Origin of the sequence: Campylobacter sp. US53 (assembly GCF_004378995.1) — a bacterium.
GTDB lineage: Bacteria > Campylobacterota > Campylobacteria > Campylobacterales > Campylobacteraceae > Campylobacter_D > Campylobacter_D jejuni.
In genome coordinates this window covers 17970-41577 of record NZ_RYYH01000004.1, presented here as the reverse complement: position 1 = coordinate 41577, position 23608 = coordinate 17970, and the positions used below count along the sequence as shown (strand labels likewise).

Below are 23608 nucleotides of genomic sequence, written 5' to 3'. Positions count from 1 at the left end.
GCGAATTTTGCATATTTTTATTTGATTTATCTATCTTAAAATCTTATCAAATTCTGTAAAAAATTTTTCATTTTCATAAGATGTTCCTATAGTAATGCGTATAGCATTTAAACCATAGCTTTTTAAATTTCTTATTATTATACCCTTTTTAAGCAATTTTTCAGACAAATCTGTACTATTTTTTTCATCAAAAAAATAAGTGATGAAATTTGTATAACTATCAATGATTTTAATATCATATTTTTTAGCAAATTCTTTATAAAGCTCCATTTGAGAAAAATTATTCTCTAAAGTTTTTTTAGTAAATTCATCATCATCTATTGCTGCAACTGCTGCTTTTAAAGCAAGATTACTCACATTAAAAGGCGCACGAAGCTTGTAAAATGCACTAATAATATTAGCATTAGCTATACCATAACCAATGCGTAAGCCTCCTAATCCATAAAGTTTAGAAAAAGTTCCTAAATAAAGTACATTGTCAAATTCTTTAATCAATTCACAAGGTTTTAAATGTTTTTTGCTATCTTTAAAACTTGCAAATTCATTATAAGCTGCATCAATCACAACTAAACAATCCTCATCCACACCTTTAATAAACTTGGTCACTTCACTTGCATCCAAACACTCGCCTAAAGGATTGTTTGGTAAGCATAAGAAAATGAGTTTAATTTCATCTTTGTGTGCTTCATAAAGCTTTTTAAACTCATTTAAATCATGAGTAATGCTTTGAGTTTTATAGCACTTTGCACCGCATTGTTTGGCATAAATTTCATACATAGCAAAGGTAACTCCAGCTTGCAAAAAAGCATTTTTAGAATTTAACTTAGCATGTATAGCAAATTCAATCACTTGATCACTACCTGCACCAATGATAATATTTTCATTTTGAACTTTATATTTTTGAGCCAATGTGCTTTTAAGTTCTATCATACTATCATCAGGGTAAAGATGAGCTTTGTTTGCATTTTGTCTTAAACATTCTATGGCTTTTGGTGGTGTACCAAAAGGATTTTCATTACTTGCTAATTTTATCACTTCTTTAACGCCATATTCTTTAGCAATAACTTCTATATCTTTGCCAGGTTCATAATTGCTTAAATGATTTAAAAATTCATTAAATTTCATCTTTTTCTCCTGATAAATAAGATCCAAGCCAAACAATCTCTTGTATATCTTTTAAGGCTTTTTTTACATTTTCATCATCAATATGCCCTTCAAAATCTATATAAAAACTGTGTAAAAATTCTTTTGATTTTACAGGACGAGATTCAAGCTTAGTAAGATTGATATTTTCTTTTTTAAACTGCTCTAATAAAAAGCTAAGCCCACCAGGTTTATGTGCTGTGTGTGCTAAAATAGAAGTTTTACAATTTGGCATTTTAGGATTTTTAATATCGCTTAAAATTAAAAATCTTGTTTTATTGGCTGCATTATCTTCTATTTTATCAAAAAGTACGGGCACATTATAAAGTTTAGCCGCTATTTTAGAACAAATTGCTGCTGCATATTTATCTTGCGAAGCTAGGTAAGCTGCATTAGCTGTAGATTTTGAAGGAACAAATTCTATAGCACTAAGTTCATGACTTTCTAAAAATTTACGACATTGATTATAACCTTGCGGATGCGAATAAATGCGTTTGATTTCTTTTAAATTTTCATTAATTCCTACAAAAGAATGATGAATATCCATATAAATTTCGCCAAAAATTTTAAGCTCATTATACTTACCTAGACAATCTAAAGTAATGCCCACTGCACCTTCGGTATTATTTTCTATAGGTACAACACCGTATTTTGCTTCTTTGTTACTTAACTCTTTAAAAACATCTTCGATATTGGCCAAGGCTATATAACGACTCATCGCACCAAAACGACTTCTTGCTGCTTGATGCGTATAAGTTCCTTCAGGCCCTAAATAAGCTACAATTTGAGGCATTTCTAAATTTCTTGAAACTGCAAAAATTTCTTGATAAATTGCCTCTATGGCATTTTGATCTAAAAGTCCTAAATTTGCATTTTTTAAACGATTGATAATGGCTCTTTCACGCTCAGGACGATAAATACTTCCCCCACTACTTTGTTTAAGCTCACCTATACTTTTAACATAAGTCATTCTTTCATTTAAAAGATCTAAAATTTTATCATCAACCGCATCGATTTTATTTCTAAATTCTTCTAAATTTGGCATTTTAGATCCTTTAAAAACTCAAAAACACTAGGGTAAACTCCATCAAGCAAATCCGTATCAAGCCCTTTTGTGTCGCTTATCTTGCCGCTTAAAACTAGCAAGGTTTTCATGCCAAGTTCTTTTGCCTTAAGCAAGTCACCCCTAAAATCATCACTAATGATTTTAATATCTTCAAAATCGATTTTTGAATTTTGTCTTCTTATCAAATTTAAAGCTTCTTTATAAAAAACAATGCTAGGCTTACCCACAACCTCGTATTCAAAATCAATAGCATTTTTAAGCATAGCCATAATGCTACCTACACCAGGATAAGGCCTACCATCTTTTTTATAAATACTAGTTTCGTGCATAGCTATAAATCTAACTTCTCTTTTAGCCAATTCTATCATAGTGGCAAAATCTTTAAATTTAAAATCATCATAGCTAGCCACAAGCACAGCACTAGGATTTACAAAATCGAGCTCAAAACCAAGATTTTCAAGACTTTTTACAAACTCATCTGCACCAAAAGCCGCAACTTTACAAGGTCTTAAAAGGTGTTTTAAAACGCTGAAAGGATCAATATAAGCATTTTCTTTTATAGCCAATCCTTTTTGCTGTAATTTTTCTAAAAAATCAAGTTTTTTTGTATTGTTAGTAATGGTAAGATAAGGAAGATTTTTTGCATTTAAAAAATCAATCAATTCTTTAGCACCATGGATTAAAGATTTATCATGATCAGAAATTAAAGTCCCTTGAACATCTAAAAAAAACATTTTAAGCCTTTAAAAATTTCTCTTCTAAAGCGATTTGATCTTCAAAATTTTCTCTTTGACGAATCAATCTTACCTGTCCTTCTTCAAGGGCTAATTCGCAAGCTTTATTACGAGTATTGTAATTACTACTCATACTAAAACCATAAGCTCCAGTATTTTTAATAACCATTATATCACCACTTTGAGTGCTAGGTAAAGACCTTGCTTTAGCAAAAAAGTCTCCACTCTCACAAATTCCACCTACAACATCACATAAACTCTCTTGAGCTTGATTATAAGGTAAGATTATTTCATGATAAGCCTCGTATAAACTTGGGCGTATAAGATCATTCATCGCTCCATCTACTACAACAAAACGCTTGGTTTTATTTTGTTTTTCATAAAGCACTGAACAAACAAATTCTCCACTTTTAGCAACTAAATACCTTCCAGGCTCCATTCCTATGGTTAAATCAAGCCCATGAAGTTGTGCTAATATACCTTGTGCATAATTATAAAGATCAGGTTCACACTCATCTTTTTCATAAGCTACACCCAAACCACCGCCTATATCAAAAAATTTAAGGTCGATTTGCAAGGCTTTTAACTCTCTTACAAGTTTTGCAACAATGCCTGCTGCTTCATGAATGGGAGAAATATCTAAAAGTTGCGAACCTATATGAAAATGCACTCCAACGGGCTCTAAAAAAGATGAATTTTTTGCATAAAGATACATTTTTCTTGCTATATCAATTTCAACACCAAATTTATTTTCATTTAATCCTGTAGAAATATAAGGGTGAGTTTTTGCATCAACATTTGGATTAACACGGATACTGATTCTTGCCTTTAGATTAAGTTCTTTAGCCACACTTTCTAAAAGCATCATTTCAGCTTCGCTTTCAAGGTTAATATATAAAATATCATATTCTAAAGCTTGTCTTAACTCTTCTTTGGTTTTTCCTACTCCACTAAAAATAATCTTATAAGCTTTTGCTCCTGCTTTTAAGGCACGCTTTACCTCGCCTATACTTACACAATCAAATCCACTATCTAAATTTGCAAGCATTTGCAACAAACTTAAATTTGAATTGGCTTTTACAGCGTAAAAAATTTGAGATTTTCTAGCCTTAAAAGCCTCTTTGAGATTTAAAAAACGCTCTTTTATGAAATCAAAATTGTAAATATAAAAAGGAGTATTAAATTCTTGCTTTAATTGTTTATAATCCATATTTAACCTTTAATTTTTATAATTTTACTACACAAAGCTTAATTTATCGATGCTTATAATACATATAAGCACTTAAACAACCCAAAATTATAATAGGCACTACAATGCCAATTTCACTTGCAATCACACTATTTTCGCTTAATCTAGTAAGCAAAAACAAGACTCCCCAAATCATCAAAGTCACTACAAAAGCTATAAAAGTTACAAAAGCAAGATTAAAAAATCTTGCTATTACAGGAAAAAAATAATACATAATAAGCATTAAAAATGGTGCAAAAAAAGGAGTAAAAACAAATTTATAAAGATTGATTTTAAGAGCATCTGTATTGACATTTTGCGCCTTAAAAAGCTCAAAACTTTCAAGTGCGTCAGATATTGAATAATCACTATTACTAGCAACCCCTTCTATAATCTTTGGTTTAAAACCCTCAAGTGATTTAAGCTCGAAGAAATCTTGTATCTTTAAACCATCATTAGCAAGTTCATAATTTTTAGGTAATAATGTAATATTACCATCTCGCAAAATCCAACTTTCACCTTCAAAATGGGCATTTTTAGCACTTACAAAAGAGCTTAAATTTAAATCATTGATATTAAAAATTTTTATATTTTGAGCACTATTTTGTCCATTGTTTATCTTTGAAATATAAACAAAATTATTGTTAAATTTCAAAAACACTTCTCCACTTTGATTCATAATAGTGCCATTTTTTAAAATATTTCTCTTATAATCATTTGCATAAGCAAAAGAAGTAAAATTCAATCCTATATAAATACAACAAAAAAATAAAGCCCATAAAAAAGGAAATAAAATAACATAATTTCTGCTCAGTCCTAACGCATAAAGACTTACAAATTCATTTGCTCTGATCATAGAAATCAAAGAAACTACCAAAGCAAAAATCAAAGAAATGGGTAATACATAAGGCACTGCCGAGAAAGATAAAAACATAACATAAAGCAAATCAAGATTTGCGGCTTTTGGTAGATCTTTAAAATTTAAGAGCAAATCAATACCGCAATAAAAACCAAGCAAAGAAAAAAATATAATAAAAAAATTTTTTAAATAAATCCCTGAAATAAAACGAAAAAATATCCACATCTTAAGCCTTTAGGCTGTATTTGGATGATATAGCAGACAAATCATCATTTTCAATAAGCTCAAGCAAAGCTTTTTTTGTATGCTCTAAAACTTTGCTTAAAGTTATTTCTTCTTCGGATTTAAATTTACCTAAAACATGGGAAATCACATTTTCACCCTTTCCCACTCCTATACGCACTCTTTCATAATCATTTCCACATAAAGTATCTATGCTTTTAAGCCCATTATGTCCACCACTTGAACCACCTTTTTTAAAGCGCAAGGCTCCTAAATTTATATCTATATCATCATGGATAACTATCATTCTTTCGCATTTATAAAAATCATTCACTGCTTTTACACTAAGTCCTGAATTATTCATATAAGTGCTAGGTTTAAGAAGAATTAAAGAAGAACCTATTTTAAAAAGTTCTCCTTTAAATTTAGAGTTTGTAAGATTTGTAAAATTGCTTTCTTTTAAAAGCAAGTCAATTAGCATAAAACCGACATTATGACGGGTATTTTCATACTCTACGCCTATATTGCCAAGCCCTACGACTAAAATCATCTAGCTTTTTCTACACCTACAACCGCTACTCTATCAGCATCAATCATAGTTACTCCCGCAGGAACTACAATATCACGAACTAGTAAAGCATCACCCACATCAAGTTTACTTACATCAAGTTCGAAGAAATTTGGTAAATTTTCAGCTGCACATTTTACTTTTAATCTTCTTTTTGATTGGATTAAAACACCTTTATTTTTAAGACCTATAGCTGTTCCTGTGATTTTAACTGGAACCATGTATTTAGAAATCACACCTTTTTGCGCAACTTTTAAATCCACATGTTTAAGTTCTGCAGTTACAGGATCTTTTTGATAATCCACAACTACAACACTTAAAGTTTGAGAACCTACTTTTACATCAAAAATTAAAGTAGTTTTTTTACGAACTTCCTTAATAAACTCATTTACTTTAAAAGCGGCATTGATGTTTTCTAATCCTTTTCCATAGATGTTTGCGATTAGATAACCATCTCTTTTTAAAGCTTTAGCAGCTTTTCTACCGATACTCTCTCTAACAATACCTTCTAACATCTTTTGTCCTTTCTTAAAAAATGAGCTTTGATTATATCTAATTTTGACTTATGGAAAAGTAAATTTATAGCTTCTTTTAATTTCTTTAAGATATAATTTGTTTTATAAATTATGTTAATTTAAGGCTTCATGTGAATGAAAAATTCAATATCAATATAGCTTGGTTTTTAATAATCTTAGGCGGGATTATAGAATGTTTTTGGGTAAGTGGACTTAAGTATTCTACAGAAATTTGGCACTATATTTTAACAGCCATTGGGGTTTGTATTTCTTTTACTTGTTTTTTAAAAGCTTGTGAAAGACTTGAAGTAAGCATTACTTATAGTGTTTTTGTAGGCATTGGCACTATAGGAGTGGTTTTAAATGAAATGTTTATTTTTAATGAGGCTGTTTCTATAGTTAAACTTGTGCTTATAGCGATTTTACTTTTAAGCATTATAGCCCTTAAATGGGTAAGCAAGGAAGCTTAGTTATGGAATGGTTTTATTTGTTTTTAGCTACTACTTGTGAAATTTTTGGCGTGGCGATCATGAAAGAACTTGTAAATACTAAAAATAAGCTTTATCTTTTGGCTTTGATAGTGTGCTTTGGGTTTTCTTTTACTTTTTTAAGCTTAAGTATGCAAAATATCGCTATGAGTGTTGCTTATGCTATATGGACAGGAGCTGGAACCGCTGGTGGGGTAATGATAGGAGTGCTTTTTTATAAAGAAAGTAAAAGTTTTTTAAAACTTTTTTTAATCGCTGTGATTATTGCTTGTACAGTGGGTTTAAAATTTCTTTCTTGAGGATTTTTTGTGCAAATTTATGTAAGTGGAATACATACTGATGTAGGAAAAACACATTTTAGCGCAGCTTTTTGTGCGAATTTTAACTATGATTATTTTAAACTCATTCAAGCAGGAACTCCAACAGATAGCGAGTTTATTGCAAAATTTAGCCCAAAAACAAAGATTTTTAAAGAAGGTATTTTTTTGCAAACTCCAGCTTCCCCTCATCTTGGAAAAATCAAAGAAAAGCTTGATTATAAAGCCTTAGATATCATTTTACCAAAAAGTGAGAACCTACTTATTGAGCTTGCGGGTGGGCTTTTTTCTCCTATGGATGAAAATTACACTATGATTGATTTTGTGAATATTTTTAAACACCCTACGATTTTAGTAGCAAAATACTATCTTGGAAGTATTAATCATATTTTGCTTAGTATTGAAGCTTTAAAGCAAAGAAATATCAATATTTTAGCCCTTGTGATGATGGGCAAAAAAGATACCTTTCAAGATGATTTTATAAAAAATTATGCAAAAATTCCCATAATTAATCTTGATTTTTTTGATGAAAATAGCATTTTAAATAAAGATTTTAAAGAGCAAATGCAAGAAATTTTGCAACTTAAAATTCCTTAAAAATTTGTTCTAAACTCTCTACTACATAAACGATTTGTTCTTTTGTGATGATGTAAGGAGGCATAAAATAAATCGTATTTGCTAAAGGTCTTAAAAGCAAACCTTTTTCTAAGGCTTTTTGAAATACAAAAAGTCCCACACGTTCGTATTTAGAGCTTAAAATATCAAAAGCACTGATCATTCCACAAGTTCTAAAATTTCCTAAAAAATCAAATTTTTTAAGTTTTGAAAATTCTTGCTGAATAAAGGTGCTTAAAATTTGATTTTTTTCTAAAATATTTTCATTTTCAAAGATATCTAAAACCGCATTAGCTGCTGCACAAGCTAGAGTGTTTCCTGTGTAGCTATGAGAGTGTAAAAAGGCTTTTTGCTCACTATAGGGTGCATAAAAGGCATTGTAAATTTCATCCTTTGTAAGCACTACAGAAAGAGGCATAAATCCTCCTGTAATTCCCTTTGAAAGACAGATAAAATCGGGACTTTGTTTGCATTGATGTAAGGCAAACAAAGTTCCTGTGCGTCCAAAACCCACTGCAATTTCATCAAAAATCACTTGCACATTAAAATCATGGCAAAGCTTGATCGCTTCATCGATAAAACCAGCTTCATACATGTGCATATTTCCCGCACATTGCACCAAAGGTTCAAGTATAAAAGCGCAAATTTCACTCGAGTGTTTTTCTAAAATATCTTTTAAAATTTCAAGCTCTTTAGTATAGTCTTTACCTTGTGGCACAGGAGTGCTTAAACACTCTAAAAGTAAGGCTTTGTAAGTATCTTTATAAAGCGCAACATCGCCCACACTTAAAGCCCCTAAGGTTTCGCCATGATAGGAATTGCTTAGGGATAAAAATTTATTTTTTTTCAAACCTTTATTTAAATGATAATGAAAACTCATCTTAAGTGCTACTTCAATGGCGCTTGAGCCATTATCTGCATAAAAACATTTATTAAAATCACGCCCCACTTTTTTACAAAGTCTAGCTGAAAGTTTGATGATAGGTTCATGTGTAAAACCTGCTAAAATCACATGCTCAAGCTCATCAACTTGTTTTTTGATGGCATTTGCGATTTTTTCATTGCAATGACCAAAAAGATTTACCCACCAAGAACTTACACAATCCATATAAGCCTTATCATCAAAATCATAAAGCCATACGCCTTTTGCTTTTTTTATAGGGATTAAAGGTAGGGTTTCGTGATCTTTCATTTGTGTGCAAGGGTGCCAAATGTGTTTTAAATCGAGATTTTTTAAGATTTGATTTTGCATTATAACTTCTTTTTTAAAAATATTTTGGCAAAATAATACTTTAAATTTTTAAATTTACAGGAAAAAAATGAAGCTTGAAAAAATTTTGCAAGATCTAGAGCAAAATCACAATCTAAGAACTCTAACACCTTTAAAACATGAAAATAAATTTGTTTATAAGCAAGATCACAAACTTTTAAATTTAGCAGGAAATGATTATCTTTATTTGGCGTCTTCTAAAGAGTTAAAAGCTGAGTTTTTAAACACCCTAAAAGAGCAAGATTTGTTTTTTTCAAGTTCGAGTTCAAGAAGTTTGAGTGGAAATTTTGAAATTTATGAAGAATTAGAAAGTTTTTTAAAGACTAAATTTAAAGATAAGCAAATTTTGCATTTTAATAGTGGCTATCATTTAAATATCTCTTGTATAGCAACACTTTCTAGCGTTTATAAGACGCTTTTTTTAGCCGATAAATTTATTCATGCGAGTATGATTGATGGCTTAAAACTTGGTGGGGCTGATTTTTTTCGTTTTCATCATAAGGATATGAATCATTTAGAGGGTTTGATCCAAAAATATTATGAAAATTATGAAAATATCATCGTTTTAAGCGAAGCTTTGTTTAGTATGGATGGGGATTTTAGCGATTTTAAAACTCTGTGTGAGCTTAAAAAGCGTTATAATAAAATCAAGCTTTACATAGATGAAGCACACAGCGTGGGTTGTTTTGATGAGGAGGGTTTGGGGCTTGTTAAAAAATTAGCCTTAGAAAATGAAGTGGATTTTTTGGTTTTTACCTTTGGTAAAGCCCTTGCTTCTATAGGTGCTTGTATGATATGCGAGGAAAAATATAAGAAATTTTTCATCAACAAAGCTAGAGCTTTTATTTATTCTACAGCCTTGCCACCTATTAATATAGCTTGGACGCAATTTATTTTTAAAAAAATGCCTTATTTTAAGAAAGAAAGAGAAAAATTAGAGCTTTTAAGCACTTTTTTTAAAAGTAAATTGCAAGAAAAAAATCACACTGTTTTAGGCGATGCTTATATCATTTGCTTGCTTTTAGGTGAAAATAAAAAAGCCTTAGAAATTTCACAAAAACTTCAAAAAGCTGGATTTTTTGCTCCTGCGATTAAAGAACCTACTGTGCCAAAAAATACAGCTAGAATTCGTTTTTCTTTGCACGCAGGACTTAACACAGAAGAACTTGAAAGGATAATAGAGCTTTTATGAAATATGAATTTTTATGCAAAAATCCTGATTCAAAAAAACTTATAGTGGTATTTGGAGGATTTGCTTCACATCCTAGTCATTTTTCGCATTTAAAAAGCGATAAAAATGTGATTTTATTTTATGATTATGAAAATTTTGATTTAAATTTTAATTTCAAAGCTTTTGATGAGCTTTTTTTAATCGCTTTTTCTATGGGGGTTTGTGTGGCAAATAGACTTTTAAAAGAGCTTAATTTTAAACAAAAAATAGCCATAAATGGCACAAATTTAGGTATAGATAAATCAAAAGGAATTCATCCTACAATTTTCAAAAAAACCCTGCAAAATTTTAAATTAGAACATTTTAAAAAGGCTTTATTTAAAGAACGCAAAAGCTTAGCCAAAGATTTTATTTTTAAAGATGAAAAAGCTTTGAAAATAGAACTTGAAAAACTTTTTGACTTTGCTTTAATAAAACAAGAGGAAAATTTTCTTTGGGATAAGGTTTATTCAAGTAAAGAAGATGAAATTTTTCCGCCAAATACCTTGAAAAATAGTTTTAAAAATTTGATTTTTTTAGATGAACCGCATTTTGCTTTTTTTCATTTTAAAACTTGGGATGAAATTTGAATTTTTTAAAAGCAAAAGATTATGAAAAACATGCAAAAGTGCAAGATTTCATGGGTTTAAAACTTTGTGAAATTTTAAAAGATTTAAAAATTTCACATTTTGAAAAAGTGTTTGAATTTGGTTGTGGCAGGGGTGAATTGAGCAAAAAACTTCAAAATTTCATTACTTTTGATGAGTATTTAAAAAACGATATTTTAGATTTTAAAGAAAATTCTAATATTTTAATTTTTGATATGAATGAAATTGCAAAACAAGATTTAAGTAAAGAGAAATTTGATCTTATCGTTTCAAATGCAACTTTGCAATGGCTTGATTTAAAACGCATTTTACCAAGTCTTAGGGATATGCTAAATCAAAATGGGATTTTACTTCTTTCTACTTTTGCAGAACAAAATTTAAAAGAAATCAAACAAAGCACGGGTTTTGGTTTAAATTATTTTAGCTTAAATGAATTAGAGCAAAATTTTAAAGTCTATTTTAATGAAGTAAAAATCACTCAAGAACTCGTAGAATTAAGCTTTGATAATGCTTTAGATGTTTTTAGACATTTAAAATTAAGCGGGGTAAATTCTTTAGGATTTTATCCTTTAAATAAAGGTTTTTTAAAAGAATTTGAAGAAAAATTTCAAAACAAACTCACTTATCATCCTGTATTTATTTTATGCAAAAATGATATAAAATGAATTTTTTGTGTTATAATCCAAAAATTAAATTTTTACACTAGGAAAACTAAATGAAAAAGTTTATAGTATTTTTTGGGATTTTGTTTTTTGTTTCGTGTTTAAATGCGCAAAATTTAAGCATTTTCGTAGCTTCTTCAGCTTCAAAAGCAATGAGTGAAGTTAAAGATGAGTTTTTGAAAACACATCCAGAAGATAAAATAGAATTGGTTTTTGGTGCTTCTGGAAAATATTATGAGCTTTTAAAACAAGGAAGAGAATTTGATCTTTTTTTTTCAGCGGATACTAAATATGCTAAGGCTATTTATGATGATAAAAATGCCTTAATAAAGCCAAAAGTTTATGTTTTAGGGGTTTTGGCTTTGTATAGTTTGGATGAAAATTTACTCCAAGGAGGCGTTGAAAATTTAAAAGAAAAGGCAGGTAAAATCACGCATCTAAGCATAGCCAATCCTAAAGTAGCTCCTTATGGAGTAGCGGCTAAAGAAGTGCTTGAAAATTTGGATTTAAATAAGCTTTTTAAGGATAAAATCGTTTTAGGCGAAAATATCTCAGTGCCTGTTTTACATGTAGATAGTAAAAATGCAGATATGGCTATAGTGGCTTATTCTTTGGTTTCTCCTATCAATCATCCTAAAGGTAACACAAGTATTATCAATCCAAAGTATTTTAGCCCTTTAGAGCAAAGTTATGTCATCACAAAATATGCTAAGGATAAAAAATTAGCCTTTGAATTTAGCGAATTTATTGGCTCTTCAAAAGCAAAAGAAATTTTTAAAAAATACGGATTTAGCACACCATGAACCTTATAAAAGGGCAAATTTGTGAACTTTTAAATCAAGAGGATATAGTTTTGTTAAAATACTTTCTAAAGAAGTGATTTTTAATGTTTTAATGCTTGAATTAAAATCTTTAGAAAATTTAAAAATTGGTGCGAGTGTAGAACTTCTTTTTAAAGAGCATGAGCTTTGTTTTAGCACAAGCAAAACTCTTTTAAGTGTTGAAAATTCTTTTTTAGCTAAAATTACAAAAATTAAAAAAGGCGAACTTTTGTATCAGGTATTTTTTGATTTTAAGGGTAATGAGCTTTCTAGTATCATCACCAAAGAAAAAGCCTTAGAACTTGAACTTTGTGAAAATCAAGAATGGCTTTGTTTTGTAAAAGCAAATGATATTGTATTAAGGAGTCATAATGCTTGATCCAGCTTTTTTACAAACCCTTTATCTTACCTTTAAACTTGCTTTTATCACGACTTTTATTCTTTTTTTTATCGGTGTATTTTTAGCTTATTTGTTAAGTTTTATGTGTTTTCCTTTTAAAACAATCCTTCAAAGCTTTATTTCTTTACCTTTGATTTTACCTCCTAGTGTTTTGGGATTTTATTTGCTTGTAACTTTTTCGGCTAATAGTTTTTTAGGGCAAGTTTTAAAAGAATATTTTAATCTTTCTTTGGTTTTTAGTTTTGAAGGTCTTGTTTTTGCTTCTTTGATTTTTTCTTTGCCTTTTATGGTAAATCCTTTGCAAAGTGCCTTTTCATCGATCAATTCAAATTTACTCGATGCTTCTTATAGTTTAGGTAAAAGTAAAATTTATACTCTTTTTAGAGTAATTTTACCTAATTCTAAAGCAGGAATTTTTAGTGCTTGTGCAATGAGTTTTGCCCATACTGTGGGTGAATTTGGAGTCGTGATGATGATAGGAGGACATAAACAAGGTGAAACTTTAGTAGCTAGTATAGCTATTTATGATGAACTTGAAATCTTAAACTATAGCTTGGCACATCAATATGCTTTTATATTGTTTATGTTTTCTTTTTTAGTGCTTTTTAGTCTTTATTTTGTCAATAAAAAAATGAGTTTTCAATGATAAAAATTGATATCAATCATCCTATAAATACTGCTAAAGGAAGACTGGATTTAAATTTTAAAAAAGATATAGAATCAGGAAAAATTACTGCACTTTTTGGCGAAAGTGGAGCAGGAAAAACCACTCTTTTAAAAATCATAGCAGGGCTTATAAAGCCTAAATTGGGGCGTATAGAAGTAGATAATGAACTTTGGTTTGATTCTTCAAAAAATTTTAGTTTAGCTTTGCAAAAAAGAAAAATTGGTTTTGTTTTTCAAGATTATGCGCTTTTTCCAAATATGAATGTAAAAGAAAATATCGCCTATGCCACTAGTTCTAAGGCAAAGGTTAGCGAGCTTTTAGCCTTAATGGGTCTTGAAAATTTGGCTAAAATTTATCCTAAACATTTAAGTGGAGGACAAGCGCAAAGAGTAGCCTTAGCAAGAGCTTTAGCAAGGGAACCAAAAATTTTGCTTTTAGATGAGCCTTTGAGTGCTTTGGATTTTAAAATGCGTGCCAATTTACAAGATGAATTGGTTAAAATTTTAGAGTATTTTAAGATAAGTACTTTATTGGTAAGTCATGATTTGGCTGAAATTTATAAGTTAAGTCATAGGATCTTAGAACTTAAAAATGGAAAAATCATTAAGGATTTTCCTAAAAATGAATTTTTTACTCATTCAAGTATTAGTGCAAAATTGCGTTTGAGTGCAACTTTGCTAGAAATTAAAAAAAGTGATATTTTAGTGGTCTTAACCTTGCTTTTAAATCAAGATATTATTAAAATCACTCTTAGCGAAGAGGAATTTTTAAAAGCTTATCAAGATATAAAAATAGGCGATACTCTCATACTTTCAGTAAAAGCTTTTAATCCTATTATTGTTGAAAAAATTAGCTAAATACTTATTTAATAATTCTTCCCTTATTTTAATATTTTTAATGTCCTTTATATCAACATTTAAAGCAAAAGATAAAATTTTGTTTTCAGTCTTTACAAATCCAACAATCCAAGCTAAATTGATATTATCATTAAAACCTGTTTTAGCATAAATTTTTTGGATTTTATCTTCCTTAAAAAGAATAATTTCTTTAACTTCTTCTTGAATTTTTTTAGAAAAAGGTAAAGAATTTTGCGAAAGTTTAAAAAGTAAATCAGCTTGATTTTTTGCAGAAATTTGTAAAGAATTATCGAGCCAAAAGGTATCGATTTTTGAAATTTTTGCATTTCCATAAGAAAGTTTATTTAAGCTTTCTTGCATGGTTTTAAGTCCTATTTTTCTTGCCAATTCTTTAAAAGCAGGCACTTGAGAGCGTTTTATAGCTGAGCTTAAACTAGCATCTTGTTTCCAAGAGGGCAAAAATACTTTTTCGCCCTTATAATGATAAAAAATTTCCTTTGTATCTCTAACTACACCATTATCAAGTGCAATTAAAGCATTAAAAATTTTAAAAGTTGAAGCAGGAGAAAAGGCTTGTTTAGCTCTTTTAAAATCATTACTTGCATAATTTTTTCCATCAAAGACTATAAAAGTCCCACTTGTATTACAATCTTTAAAAAAATTACCAAGTATTTTATCCTCTCCAATGGCTATATTCAAAAACAATATAAATACAATAAAATTTCTCATTGCTCTTTATATTTTGATAAGACTTTTCTCATTGCTAAACTTGCTAAAGCCAAACCAAAAGAAGCTGTCACACCCATAAAAGAACCTAAATCTTTACAATGTGCTTCTTCATCAGAAAATACCACATCAAAATTTCCCTTAAAGCCTGATTTTCTAAGTTCATAACGAAATTTTTTCGCTAAAGCATCACCGTGAGTTTTAAAAATACTTGTAGTTTTAATGCGTGTTGGATCAAGCTTTCTAGCTCCACCTGTTGAAGAGATAAAAATTTGTTTTTTAAAATCTATAAGATGAGCCAAAGCTACTTTTGCAGGGATATCATCAATGGCATCTATGATAAGATCAAACTCGCTTAAATCAAAATTTTCTAAAAAATCTTCATCGATTTTGCTGACTATACCTTTAGCCTTATAAATTCTTTCAAATACTTTAGCTTTTTCTTCGCCTATATTTTCGCTATGAATTTGGCGATTTTGATTGGTGATTTCAAATTTATCCGCATCGATTAAAGTAAGGTTTTTAAAACCGCTACGATAAAGTGCATCAACGCAAATTCCACCCACTCCACCAAGTCCGCAAACCAAAACTTTTGTTTGTGAAATTTTTTGAAATTTTTCTTCTCCAACTAGCCATTTTATACGTGTAAATCTATCATTCATCATTTGCCTTTAACCATTTTTTAACTTTTTTCATTTTTTCATAAGCTGTAAGATCCAGCATTATAGGGGTTATTGTAGCGTAGCCTTTTTTAAGTAAGACAATATCGCTATTTTTCTCATCTTCAAAGTCTAAATTCGCTGCTGCAAGCCAATAATACTCAACTCCTCTTGGATTGACATTTGAGTGGGCTTCAAAATTATAAACCCTTTTGCCTGCTTTACAAATTTTAATGCCTTTGATTTTTGATTTTGCAGGAAAATTGATATTTAAAAATTCTTTTTTTTCCAAAGGAAAACCTTTATCAAAAATATTTTGAATGATTTTTTTGGTAATTTTTAAAGCATTTTTATAGTCTAGTTCTTTTTCGCTTTTTTTATAAAATTGAGAAAGAGCGATAGCAGGAATTCCTTGTAAAACCGCCTCCATAGCTCCTGCACAAGTTCCTGAGTAGGTAATATCTTCACCTACGTTTGCTCCTTTGTTAATCCCACTGATTACAAGATCAGGCAAGCGTGTTTTATAAAGTGCGTGAAGTGCAAGATAAATACAATCTGCTGGAGTGCCATCATCAAGTTTGTAAAATCTTTTTCCTACTTTAACAAAGCGTAAGGGTTTAGTTAGAGTTATGGAATGTGAACAAGCTGATTTTTCAGTAGCAGGAGCTACTATGGTGATCTTGGCTTTAAATTCTTTTTTTAACATCTTAATGAGTTTTTTAAGTCCTTCGCTTTCATAGCCATCGTCATTGGTAATTAAAATTCTTTTCATTCTTACCCTTTTTTTAAGTATTTTAACATAAAAAGCCTTAAGTACAAGTATAGATTAAATTTCTACTACTAATTTTACTAATACTTTTATATTCCTTATCTCTAATTCAATTTAATAAAGCTAATCCATAAAATCAGCATAGGAATTAGACTTTGATTTTTGCTATTTAGTTTAAAATTTTCACCTATAAATGTAAATAATTTCTCTAACATTCAACCATATAATAAAAAATATAATAATTATCTATACTTTTTAATTTTAATACAATATCTTGTTAAAATCCAGGAACACTTAATTTCAATCTTCCTAGTTTTAGAGATTATAAACACTAATATCAACTCTCTATAAATAGTACTTTCAAAACTCAAATTATCTCAATCACAAAGCCTTTAGTCTATTATCAATTTTCTTTATTTTGCTTCAAAACTTTACTTAATTTCATTTATTACCAAACTGTCTGCATTATTTATAAATATTGATATCACTTACTATTTTTATTCTTTACATATATTTAAAAAATTAAATAAATTATAAATTTTATATCTTTTTAAAAAATATATTAATATACTTACAATATTTTTGCTTCAAGGAGAAAAAATGCAAAAAATTAATCTTGTAATAATATTAAGCTTGTTGTTATTATTTTTTATTGGATGTTCCCCTAAAGAACTCAATCCTTTAGGGCGTTCTTATGGTAAATTATATGATAGCGATCCTCTTAAAATAGGAAAAAAACCTACAATACCAGCTAAACAAGAAATTCCTGCATTAATTGATGACACAAACCTAATTCCAGCAGATATCCCGTTAGAACCACCTTTAATAAAATTAAATACTTTTAAAGATAATAGTAGTAGTATTAAAGGACCTTTGCCAAGATTAAAATCAAATGGCGAATTTAATGATGCATCTGTATATGAAAATAGAGGATATCCAAGCGATTTCGTGACTATTATGGGTCCTTCAGGAGCTGCTTTAACTGTTTGGGCATTAAGACCGGGAAATTGGATATGGGGTTATAATCTATACTCAAGCATACCTTTTGGAGATGCAAATATATGGCAACTTATAGAATTTCCTAATAATAAGGTTATGATTAAAAATGCCAAAACACTAACTTGTTTAAATGCTTATGGGGAAGGAATTGTTCATTATCCTTGCGATCAAAGTAATTATGCACAATTTTGGAAACTTTATCCTATGAGCAATGGAGCTTACCAAATTCAAAATTTTGCAACTCAAAAATGTATTCAAACTCCCATACAAGATGTGATGCATGAATTCAATTTCTCTTTTTATGATATATATACAACAGACTGTTTAAAATCAGGTGAAAAAAATCTAGATAGACAATGGTATATAACAGCACCTACTTTTGCTTCTCATAGACCGTATAGATAAAATGGAGTTTAATATGAAAAAAATATTTTTATTGGTTTTTAGTATAAATTTACTTTTTGGAGCCTTGGAAGATTATAATGTTGGAACATGGAATTTACAAGGCTCTTCAGCAGCAACAGAGAGCAAATGGAATATTAGCATTAGACAACTTGTCACAGGAGATAATCCTATGGATATTCTTGCTATTCAAGAAGCAGGGGTTCTCCCTACTACTGCAGTAATGACACAAAGACAAGTTCAACCTGTTGGAATAGGTATTCCTATTCACGAATATGAATGGAATTTAGGCACCTCATCTCGTCCAAATTCTGTTTTTATATATTACTCAAGAATAGACGTAGGCGCAAATAGAGTTAATATGGCTATAGTCAGCAGAAGACAAGCTGATGAAGTTATAGTTTTACCTCCTCCAACTGTAAGCTCACGACCTATTATAGGAATTCGTATAGGAAATGATGCTTTTTTTAGTATCCATGCTTTAGCAAGAGGTGGTAATGATGCAGGAGCTATAGTAACAGCTATAGATGCTCATTTTAGAAATATGCCTCAAATAAACTGGATGATTATGGGCGATTTTAATAGAAATCCAGGATTATTAGCACCCTTGCTAGATGCTGATTTAAGATCAAGAATCTCTTTTGTTACCCCTTCTTCTTTTACACAAGCAAGCGGCGATGTTCTTGATTATGCCATTACTGGAAATTCTGATATAAGTAGAAGATATAGTCCGCCATCAATACTTGCTATACTAGCTTTTGCAGGTCTTAGAACCTTTTTAGCATCAGACCACTTTCCAGTAAATTTTAGAAAATTTTAAAGGTAATACCATGAAAAAAATTTTTGTTTTAATTTTTATTTTTTTAAGTTTATCTAGATCAATTGAACAACCAGGCGACTTGTCTGATTTTACCCCTATGTTTGCCATAAGATCTTTAGAAACAGGAATTAGTTTAAGTCCATTCAGAGAAACTTCTCAGAAACTTGAAGATCAAAATTGGATTCTAAGAGAAATTATACTTAATGACAAATTAAAACAAAGGGATGAATTAGCAAAAGAGTTACCTTTTGGTTATGTGCAATTTGTTAATCCAAGCGATAGTGATTTATGTTTAGCAATACTAGAAAGTGGGTTTTTTGGAGGAAAATCTTGTACAAAAGATTTAGAAGATGAAAAATTAGAAACTGTATTCTCTATTATGCCGACAACAGGACCAGCAGTTCAAATTAGATCTTTAGTTGAAGGAGGAAGAGAGTGTATGGTAACATTTTATAATCCAAATGTCGCTATAGAAAATCGCTTTGGCATACAACCTTGCACTTTGGATCCAGCTTTATTTTTAGATTTAAATGAATTAATGTTTTTTACTCCAGCTATTATAGAAGCAACCCCTATTTATTAATTATACATTTGTAAACCAAAAATTTCGGTTTACAATATTATTAAAATAATACCAAATCTATTCTAATTTATATCTATGATTTTAATAATAAACAATACTTCATTTACAATTTTATTTTATAAAAAATTAATATTTATTATACATTAGTAATATTTTTATTACATTATAACTATTTATTAACATATAATTTCTAAAATCTCACCTTCAATCAATAAAAATTTATCATAAAAGGAAATACTATGAAAAAAATTATTACTTTATTTGGTGCATGTGCCTTAGCTTTTAGTATGGCAAATGCAGATGTAAATCTTTACGGACCAGGTGGCCCACACACGGCCTTAAAAGATATAGCAAGTAAATATAGCGAAAAAACAGGCGTTAAAGTAAATGTAAATTTTGGCCCTCAAGCGACTTGGTTTGAAAAGGCTAAAAAAGATGCAGATATTTTATTTGGCGCTTCAGATCAATCGGCTTTAGCTATAGCAAGTGATTTTGGAAAAGATTTTAATGTGAGTAAAATCAAGCCTTTGTATTTTAGAGAAGCCATCATACTTACTCAAAAAGGCAATCCTTTAAAAATCAAAGGTTTAAAAGATTTGGCTAATAAAAAAGTAAGAATCGTTGTACCCGAAGGTGCTGGAAAGAGCAATACTTCTGGAACTGGAGTTTGGGAAGATATGATAGGTAAAACTCAAGATATAAAAACCATACAAAATTTTAGAAACAATATCGTAGCTTTTGTTCCAAATAGTGGAAGTGCAAGAAAGCTTTTCGCACAAGATCAAGCCGATGCTTGGATCACTTGGATTGACTGGTCAAAAAGCAATCCTGACATAGGAACTGCCGTAGCTATAGAAAAAGATTTGGTTGTTTATAGAACTTTTAATGTGGTAGCTAAAGAAGGTGCGAGCAAAGAAACACAAGATTTTATTGCTTATTTAAGTTCTAAGGAAGCTAAAGAAATTTTTAAAAAATACGGCTGGAGAGAATAAACCTTCATACACGCTTTTTAGCGTGTATTCTTCCATAACTTCTTTTAATTAAGCCAAAATAAGATAAAATGTTTAAAATATTGATAAGGAAATTTTTTGAAAACCTTTTTAGTTTGTGCTTTAGAGCCTTCAGCAAATTTGCATTTAAAAGAAGTTTTAAAAGCTTATAAAAAAGATTTTGGTGAATTTGAGCTTCATGGGATTTATGATGAGAGTTTATGCAAAGAATTTGATTTAAATTCTAAACCACTTTATAGCTCACATGAATTTAGTGCTATGGGTTTTATAGAAGTTTTACCTTTGATTTTCAAAGCAAAAGAAGCTATAAAAAAACTTGTAAATTTAAGTTTTACTCAAAAAATAGATGGGATTTTATGCATAGATTCGCCCGCTTTTAACATACCTTTTGCCAAGGCTTTAAAAAAAGCAGGTAGTAAAATTCCACGCATTTATTATATTTTACCTCAAGTTTGGGCATGGAAAAAAGGTCGCATACCTATCATAGAAAGTCATTTTGATATTTTAGCTTCTATTTTACCCTTTGATAATCAGTTTTTTAACAAAAGCACTTATGTAGGCCATCCACTCTTAGATGAGATAAAAGAATTTAAAAATCAAGAAGATATTAATCATACACTTTCAAAAAAAGATGATGAAAAAACTATAGCCTTTTTACCAGGTTCAAGGCGTAGTGAAATTAGGCGTTTGATACCTATTTTTAAAGAACTCTCGCAAAAATTTAAGGGTGAAAAAATTCTTTGCGTTCCCCCGTTTAATCTTGAAAAATTAGAAATTTATGGTGATATTAGTGAATTTAAAATAGAAAGTAACACTCCAAAAGTGCTTAAAAAAGCTGATTTTGCCTTTATTTGTAGTGGAACGGCTACTTTAGAAGCAGCTTTAGTGGGAACTCCTTTTGTTCTTACTTACAAAGCAAAGGCTATTGATATTTTTATCGCAAAACTTTTTGTAAAATTAAAACACATAGGACTTGCAAATATTTTTTGTGATTTCGCTGGAAAAGAAGCTTTAAATCCTGAATTTTTACAAGATAAAGTCAATGTTTTAAATTTATATGAAGCTTATAATAAATATGATTATAAGGCATTTTTTGCTAAAGTTGATTTTTTAAAAGAATATTTACAATTTGGAAGTGCTAAAAATTTAGCAAAAATCCTAAGCGAAATATAAAAGGATAAATCATGCAAAAAGAACCAATGAGTCAATTTGGCTATGATAAGTTAGCCGCAGAATTAAAAGATTTAAAAGACAATCAACGCCCTGCCGTTGTAATAGAAATCGATACAGCAAGGAGTCATGGGGATTTGAAAGAAAATGCGGAATACCATGCTGCAAGAGAAAAACAAGCTTTGATAGAAAGTCGTATTGCAGAGCTTAGTGACTTGCTAGCAAGAGCTCAAGTGATCGATCCTTCAAGCTATGAACATGATAGTGTGAAATTTGGTTCAAGTGTTGTGATCATGGATTTGGATACAGAAAAAGAAAGTAAATATACTTTAGTAGGAATTTGCGAAGGAGATTTAGATAAGGGTTATATTTCCATCGCATCTCCAATAGCAAAAGCTATGCTTGGGAAAAAAGAAGGAGATGATTTTAAAGTGCGTTTGCCAAAAGGTGAGAGTGAATTTGAAATCCTTTCTATAAATTATGAGCCTTTGAAATTTTAAGGATAAAAAATTTTACTACAAAATGGAGCGATTTTAATCGCGGATGCTCATGAAAATGAACAAAGAAAGGGATTTTGGGAATTTTTACAAGCCTTAAAGAAAGGTAAAATTTCCACCCCTCAACTCATACTTATGGGCGATATTTTCGATTTGCTTATAGGCGAAATCTCTGCTACACATGAATTTGCTAAACCTTACATAGAACTTTTAGAAGAATTGGCCTTAAAAATTGAAATTATCTACTTAGAAGGCAATCATGATTTTAATCTTTCTTGTTTTTTTAAAAGGGTAAAAATTTTTAACTTACAAGAGCAGCCCATAAAGCTTAATTTGCATACAAGTAAAGGTAATAATCTTGTTTTAAATAATGCTTTTATAAAATTAGCCCACGGAGATATTTTTTTACCACCTCTTTTACAATTTACTCTTAAAACATTAAGAAATCATTATTTGCTTATATTTTTGAATTTTTTAAATATTATTACTTGTAATTTTATTTCAAATAAAATTCTTCAAAATCAAAACAAAAAAAACCTTTTTTATCAAATAAAAGATTTTGAAAATTTAGCGAAAAAAAGATATGAAAGATATGAAAATTTAGGATTTTGGGTATGTGAAGGACACTATCATCAAAATCATCAAATCAACAAAGAAAACATTAAATATCTTAACTTAGCTAGTTTTGCATATGAGAGAAGTTTTTTTGTAGTAGAATATCAGCAAGAAATCAAATTTCGAGAACAGAAATTGAGGGGTCAAAATGTTTGATGAAAATATCGTGAAAACGGGTTCAAATGAAATGGAGCTTGTCGATTTCCGTATCTTTAAGCAAGGACACGATAAAGTCTATGAAGGAATTTATGGTGTAAATGTTTCTAAGGTAAGGGAGATTATAAAAATCCCAAGCCTTACAGAACTTCCAGGTGTACCTGATTATATCGAAGGTATCTTTGATCTTCGTGGCGTGGTTATACCTGTAGTCAATCTTGCCAAATGGATGCAAATCACTGAGCCAGAAAGCACTATGCTAAAACCTAGAGTTATTATTACTGAATTTAGCAATATTCTTATTGGTTTTATAGTTCACGAAGCAAAAAGAATTCGTAGAATAAACTGGAAAGATATAGAACCAGCAACTTTTTCTACAGGATCAGGTGCTTTAGATAAAGGTAAAATCACAGGTGTAACACGCATTGAAAATGATGAAGTGTTGCTAATTTTAGATCTTGAAAGTGTTGTTGAAGATTTAGGAATTTACGCTCCAAAAACAGATATAGATTTTGGAAAAATAGAAAAATTTACTGGAACAGCACTTATACTTGATGACAGCATGACCGCTAGAAAACGCATCAAAGAAATGATGCAACAGATGGGCTTTCAAGTTGTTGAAGCTAAGGACGGCGTAGAGGGCATAAACAAATTAGAAGAATTAAGCCAAGTTTATGGTGAAAGTTTAAATGATACTTTAAAAATTATAGTAAGTGATGTCGAAATGCCGCAAATGGATGGTTTCCACTTTGCTGCACGCATTAAAGAAGATCCAAGATTTAAAGATATTCCTATAGTCTTTAACTCGTCTTTATCAAATGAATTTATGAATGAGAAAGGTGTTCAAGAAGCTGGTGGAGAAGGCTATCTTGTCAAATTTAACGCTAGCGATTTCTTCAATGAAATTGCAAAGGTTATTAAAAAACATCAATCTCAAGAACAGGGGTAAAAT

The 23608-nt window shown here is 29.8% G+C and carries 28 protein-coding genes and 1 pseudogene; 18 read left to right on the top strand and 11 right to left on the bottom strand.

What is annotated here, in order from left to right; all coding sequences use genetic code 11:
- Positions 1-30: 30 nt before the first annotated feature.
- From hisC to ELQ05_RS04100, 7 genes are read right to left on the bottom strand one after another with little or no spacing between them, the layout of a single operon-like run.
- The gene (gene hisC, locus ELQ05_RS04130) at positions 31-1125 is read right to left on the bottom strand and encodes a histidinol-phosphate transaminase (RefSeq protein ID WP_134239961.1); all 1095 of its coding nucleotides are present in this window, start codon (positions 1123-1125) and stop codon (positions 31-33) included.
- Entirely contained in the window at positions 1115-2188 is a 1074-nt protein-coding gene (gene pheA / locus ELQ05_RS04125; protein ID WP_126393744.1) for a prephenate dehydratase, read from the bottom strand. Before pheA ends, hisC begins: the two co-directional genes overlap by 11 nt.
- Positions 2176-2943 (bottom strand): HAD-IIA family hydrolase, encoded by a 768-nt coding sequence (locus tag ELQ05_RS04120; RefSeq protein ID WP_134239960.1) that lies wholly within the window; start codon positions 2941-2943, stop codon positions 2176-2178. Before ELQ05_RS04120 ends, pheA begins: the two co-directional genes overlap by 13 nt.
- 1 nt (position 2944) lies before the next feature.
- Positions 2945-4153 (bottom strand): diaminopimelate decarboxylase, encoded by a 1209-nt coding sequence (gene lysA / locus ELQ05_RS04115; RefSeq protein ID WP_134224768.1) that lies wholly within the window; start codon positions 4151-4153, stop codon positions 2945-2947.
- 43 nt (positions 4154-4196) lie between these two features.
- The gene (locus ELQ05_RS04110) at positions 4197-5255 is read right to left on the bottom strand and encodes an LptF/LptG family permease (protein ID WP_070316702.1); all 1059 of its coding nucleotides are present in this window, start codon (positions 5253-5255) and stop codon (positions 4197-4199) included.
- Position 5256: 1 nt separating this feature from the next.
- Entirely contained in the window at positions 5257-5802 is a 546-nt protein-coding gene (gene pth / locus ELQ05_RS04105; protein WP_070316701.1) for an aminoacyl-tRNA hydrolase, read from the bottom strand.
- Positions 5799-6335, bottom strand: a complete 537-nt coding sequence (locus ELQ05_RS04100; RefSeq protein WP_002791314.1) for a 50S ribosomal protein L25/general stress protein Ctc — start codon at positions 6333-6335, stop codon at positions 5799-5801. Before ELQ05_RS04100 ends, pth begins: the two co-directional genes overlap by 4 nt.
- 131 nt (positions 6336-6466) lie before the next feature.
- Here ELQ05_RS04100 and ELQ05_RS04095 point away from each other — a divergent pair, with 131 nt between their 5' ends.
- From ELQ05_RS04095 to ELQ05_RS04085, 3 genes are read left to right on the top strand one after another with little or no spacing between them, the layout of a single operon-like run.
- Positions 6467-6805, top strand: a complete 339-nt coding sequence (locus ELQ05_RS04095) for a multidrug efflux SMR transporter (protein WP_002806996.1) — start codon at positions 6467-6469, stop codon at positions 6803-6805.
- Positions 6806-6807: 2 nt separating this feature from the next.
- Positions 6808-7122 (top strand): multidrug efflux SMR transporter, encoded by a 315-nt coding sequence (locus tag ELQ05_RS04090; protein ID WP_002934064.1) that lies wholly within the window; start codon positions 6808-6810, stop codon positions 7120-7122.
- Positions 7123-7131: 9 nt separating this feature from the next.
- A complete protein-coding gene (locus tag ELQ05_RS04085) occupies positions 7132-7737 on the top strand; it encodes a dethiobiotin synthase (RefSeq protein ID WP_002934069.1) in 606 nt (201 codons plus the stop codon).
- Here the strand turns inward: ELQ05_RS04085 and ELQ05_RS04080 are convergent.
- Entirely contained in the window at positions 7724-9007 is a 1284-nt protein-coding gene (locus ELQ05_RS04080; RefSeq protein ID WP_002934070.1) for an adenosylmethionine--8-amino-7-oxononanoate transaminase, read from the bottom strand. The two genes, ELQ05_RS04085 and ELQ05_RS04080, sit on opposite strands and share 14 nt — an antisense overlap.
- Positions 9008-9074: 67 nt before the next feature.
- Between ELQ05_RS04080 and ELQ05_RS04075 the strand changes: the two genes are divergently transcribed.
- From ELQ05_RS04075 to ELQ05_RS04045, 7 genes and pseudogenes are all read left to right on the top strand, one after another.
- On the top strand, positions 9075-10217 hold the full coding sequence (locus tag ELQ05_RS04075; RefSeq protein ID WP_002934072.1) for a pyridoxal phosphate-dependent aminotransferase family protein: 1143 nt from the start codon (positions 9075-9077) through the stop codon (positions 10215-10217).
- Complete coding sequence (locus ELQ05_RS04070; RefSeq protein WP_002934075.1) at positions 10214-10825, top strand: pimeloyl-ACP methyl esterase BioG family protein; 612 nt, start codon at positions 10214-10216, stop codon at positions 10823-10825. Before ELQ05_RS04075 ends, ELQ05_RS04070 begins: the two co-directional genes overlap by 4 nt.
- On the top strand, positions 10822-11508 hold the full coding sequence (gene bioC, locus ELQ05_RS04065) for a malonyl-ACP O-methyltransferase BioC (protein ID WP_002934076.1): 687 nt from the start codon (positions 10822-10824) through the stop codon (positions 11506-11508). The genes ELQ05_RS04070 and bioC overlap by 4 nt, the downstream gene beginning before the upstream one ends.
- Before the next feature lie 50 nt (positions 11509-11558).
- Positions 11559-12308 carry a molybdate ABC transporter substrate-binding protein gene (modA, locus tag ELQ05_RS04060; RefSeq protein ID WP_002934077.1) on the top strand — a complete coding sequence of 250 codons (750 nt, stop codon included), beginning with the start codon at positions 11559-11561 and terminating at the stop codon, positions 12306-12308.
- Positions 12305-12705 (top strand): annotated as a pseudogene (locus ELQ05_RS04055) (molybdopterin-binding protein). The gene modA and the pseudogene ELQ05_RS04055 overlap by 4 nt, the downstream one beginning before the upstream one ends.
- Positions 12698-13372, top strand: coding sequence for a molybdate ABC transporter permease subunit (gene modB, locus ELQ05_RS04050; RefSeq protein ID WP_002934079.1), 675 nt, complete (start codon positions 12698-12700; stop codon positions 13370-13372). Before ELQ05_RS04055 ends, modB begins: the two are co-directional and overlap by 8 nt.
- Positions 13369-14250 (top strand): sulfate/molybdate ABC transporter ATP-binding protein, encoded by an 882-nt coding sequence (locus ELQ05_RS04045; RefSeq protein ID WP_002934080.1) that lies wholly within the window; start codon positions 13369-13371, stop codon positions 14248-14250. The genes modB and ELQ05_RS04045 overlap by 4 nt, the downstream gene beginning before the upstream one ends.
- Here ELQ05_RS04045 and ELQ05_RS04040 read toward each other — a convergent pair.
- Genes ELQ05_RS04040 through surE form a run of 3 tightly spaced genes read right to left on the bottom strand, consistent with a single transcriptional unit; the run spans position 14206 to position 16407 of the window.
- The gene (locus tag ELQ05_RS04040; RefSeq protein ID WP_002934081.1) at positions 14206-14979 is read right to left on the bottom strand and encodes an OXA-184 family class D beta-lactamase OXA-447; all 774 of its coding nucleotides are present in this window, start codon (positions 14977-14979) and stop codon (positions 14206-14208) included. The genes ELQ05_RS04045 and ELQ05_RS04040 overlap by 45 nt on opposite strands.
- A complete protein-coding gene (locus ELQ05_RS04035; protein WP_072225853.1) occupies positions 14976-15641 on the bottom strand; it encodes a ThiF family adenylyltransferase in 666 nt (221 codons plus the stop codon). The genes ELQ05_RS04040 and ELQ05_RS04035 overlap by 4 nt, the downstream gene beginning before the upstream one ends.
- Positions 15631-16407: a 5'/3'-nucleotidase SurE gene (gene surE / locus ELQ05_RS04030; RefSeq protein ID WP_070316699.1), complete on the bottom strand. Its 777-nt coding sequence runs from the start codon at positions 16405-16407 to the stop codon at positions 15631-15633. Before surE ends, ELQ05_RS04035 begins: the two co-directional genes overlap by 11 nt.
- Positions 16408-17004: 597 nt before the next feature.
- Between surE and ELQ05_RS04025 the strand changes: the two genes are divergently transcribed.
- The 8 genes from ELQ05_RS04025 (at position 17005) to ELQ05_RS03990 (ending at position 23605) form a co-directional block, all read left to right on the top strand.
- Positions 17005-17808 (top strand): RICIN domain-containing protein, encoded by an 804-nt coding sequence (locus ELQ05_RS04025; protein ID WP_070316698.1) that lies wholly within the window; start codon positions 17005-17007, stop codon positions 17806-17808.
- Positions 17809-17821: 13 nt separating this feature from the next.
- Entirely contained in the window at positions 17822-18625 is an 804-nt protein-coding gene (locus tag ELQ05_RS04020) for a cytolethal distending toxin subunit B family protein (RefSeq protein ID WP_070316697.1), read from the top strand.
- 10 nt (positions 18626-18635) lie between these two features.
- On the top strand, positions 18636-19208 hold the full coding sequence (locus tag ELQ05_RS04015; protein ID WP_070316696.1) for a cytolethal distending toxin subunit A: 573 nt from the start codon (positions 18636-18638) through the stop codon (positions 19206-19208).
- 239 nt (positions 19209-19447) lie between these two features.
- Positions 19448-20200 carry an AcfC family glycoprotein adhesin PEB3 gene (gene peb3, locus ELQ05_RS04010; RefSeq protein ID WP_052861590.1) on the top strand — a complete coding sequence of 251 codons (753 nt, stop codon included), beginning with the start codon at positions 19448-19450 and terminating at the stop codon, positions 20198-20200.
- A gap of 96 nt (positions 20201-20296) precedes the next feature.
- The gene (gene lpxB, locus ELQ05_RS04005; RefSeq protein WP_088303867.1) at positions 20297-21391 is read left to right on the top strand and encodes a lipid-A-disaccharide synthase; all 1095 of its coding nucleotides are present in this window, start codon (positions 20297-20299) and stop codon (positions 21389-21391) included.
- An 11-nt stretch (positions 21392-21402) separates the two neighbouring features.
- Positions 21403-21888: a transcription elongation factor GreA gene (gene greA, locus ELQ05_RS04000; protein WP_002851733.1), complete on the top strand. Its 486-nt coding sequence runs from the start codon at positions 21403-21405 to the stop codon at positions 21886-21888.
- A 9-nt stretch (positions 21889-21897) separates the two neighbouring features.
- Positions 21898-22656: a UDP-2,3-diacylglucosamine diphosphatase gene (locus tag ELQ05_RS03995; RefSeq protein WP_323469217.1), complete on the top strand. Its 759-nt coding sequence runs from the start codon at positions 21898-21900 to the stop codon at positions 22654-22656.
- On the top strand, positions 22649-23605 hold the full coding sequence (locus ELQ05_RS03990; protein WP_088303868.1) for a chemotaxis protein: 957 nt from the start codon (positions 22649-22651) through the stop codon (positions 23603-23605). The genes ELQ05_RS03995 and ELQ05_RS03990 overlap by 8 nt, the downstream gene beginning before the upstream one ends.
- The last annotated feature ends 3 nt before the right edge of the window (positions 23606-23608 follow it).

Excerpts from the sequence above, each read along its gene's own strand:
- modA (WP_002934077.1), top strand. The coding sequence starts at position 11,559 with ATGAAAAAGTTTATAGTATTTTTTGGGATTTTGTTTTTTGTTTCGTGT.
- ELQ05_RS04080 (WP_002934070.1), bottom strand. The coding sequence starts at position 9,007 with ATGCAAAATCAAATCTTAAAAAATCTCGATTTAAAACACATTTGGCAC.
- ELQ05_RS04070 (WP_002934075.1), top strand. The coding sequence starts at position 10,214 with ATGAAATATGAATTTTTATGCAAAAATCCTGATTCAAAAAAACTTATA.
- greA (WP_002851733.1), top strand. The coding sequence starts at position 21,403 with ATGCAAAAAGAACCAATGAGTCAATTTGGCTATGATAAGTTAGCCGCA.
- ELQ05_RS04075 (WP_002934072.1), top strand. The coding sequence starts at position 9,075 with ATGAAGCTTGAAAAAATTTTGCAAGATCTAGAGCAAAATCACAATCTA.
- ELQ05_RS04035 (WP_072225853.1), bottom strand. The coding sequence starts at position 15,641 with ATGATGAATGATAGATTTACACGTATAAAATGGCTAGTTGGAGAAGAA.
- peb3 (WP_052861590.1), top strand. The coding sequence starts at position 19,448 with ATGAAAAAAATTATTACTTTATTTGGTGCATGTGCCTTAGCTTTTAGT.
- pheA (WP_126393744.1), bottom strand. The coding sequence starts at position 2,188 with ATGCCAAATTTAGAAGAATTTAGAAATAAAATCGATGCGGTTGATGAT.
- ELQ05_RS04100 (WP_002791314.1), bottom strand. The coding sequence starts at position 6,335 with ATGTTAGAAGGTATTGTTAGAGAGAGTATCGGTAGAAAAGCTGCTAAA.
- ELQ05_RS03990 (WP_088303868.1), top strand. The coding sequence starts at position 22,649 with ATGTTTGATGAAAATATCGTGAAAACGGGTTCAAATGAAATGGAGCTT.
- hisC (WP_134239961.1), bottom strand. The coding sequence starts at position 1,125 with ATGAAATTTAATGAATTTTTAAATCATTTAAGCAATTATGAACCTGGC.
- ELQ05_RS04120 (WP_134239960.1), bottom strand. The coding sequence starts at position 2,943 with ATGTTTTTTTTAGATGTTCAAGGGACTTTAATTTCTGATCATGATAAA.
- lysA (WP_134224768.1), bottom strand. The coding sequence starts at position 4,153 with ATGGATTATAAACAATTAAAGCAAGAATTTAATACTCCTTTTTATATT.
- ELQ05_RS04040 (WP_002934081.1), bottom strand. The coding sequence starts at position 14,979 with ATGAGAAATTTTATTGTATTTATATTGTTTTTGAATATAGCCATTGGA.
- ELQ05_RS04015 (WP_070316696.1), top strand. The coding sequence starts at position 18,636 with ATGAAAAAAATTTTTGTTTTAATTTTTATTTTTTTAAGTTTATCTAGA.
- ELQ05_RS04045 (WP_002934080.1), top strand. The coding sequence starts at position 13,369 with ATGATAAAAATTGATATCAATCATCCTATAAATACTGCTAAAGGAAGA.
- ELQ05_RS04110 (WP_070316702.1), bottom strand. The coding sequence starts at position 5,255 with ATGTGGATATTTTTTCGTTTTATTTCAGGGATTTATTTAAAAAATTTT.
- modB (WP_002934079.1), top strand. The coding sequence starts at position 12,698 with ATGCTTGATCCAGCTTTTTTACAAACCCTTTATCTTACCTTTAAACTT.
- pth (WP_070316701.1), bottom strand. The coding sequence starts at position 5,802 with ATGATTTTAGTCGTAGGGCTTGGCAATATAGGCGTAGAGTATGAAAAT.
- surE (WP_070316699.1), bottom strand. The coding sequence starts at position 16,407 with ATGAAAAGAATTTTAATTACCAATGACGATGGCTATGAAAGCGAAGGA.
- ELQ05_RS04090 (WP_002934064.1), top strand. The coding sequence starts at position 6,808 with ATGGAATGGTTTTATTTGTTTTTAGCTACTACTTGTGAAATTTTTGGC.
- ELQ05_RS04020 (WP_070316697.1), top strand. The coding sequence starts at position 17,822 with ATGAAAAAAATATTTTTATTGGTTTTTAGTATAAATTTACTTTTTGGA.
- ELQ05_RS04025 (WP_070316698.1), top strand. The coding sequence starts at position 17,005 with ATGCAAAAAATTAATCTTGTAATAATATTAAGCTTGTTGTTATTATTT.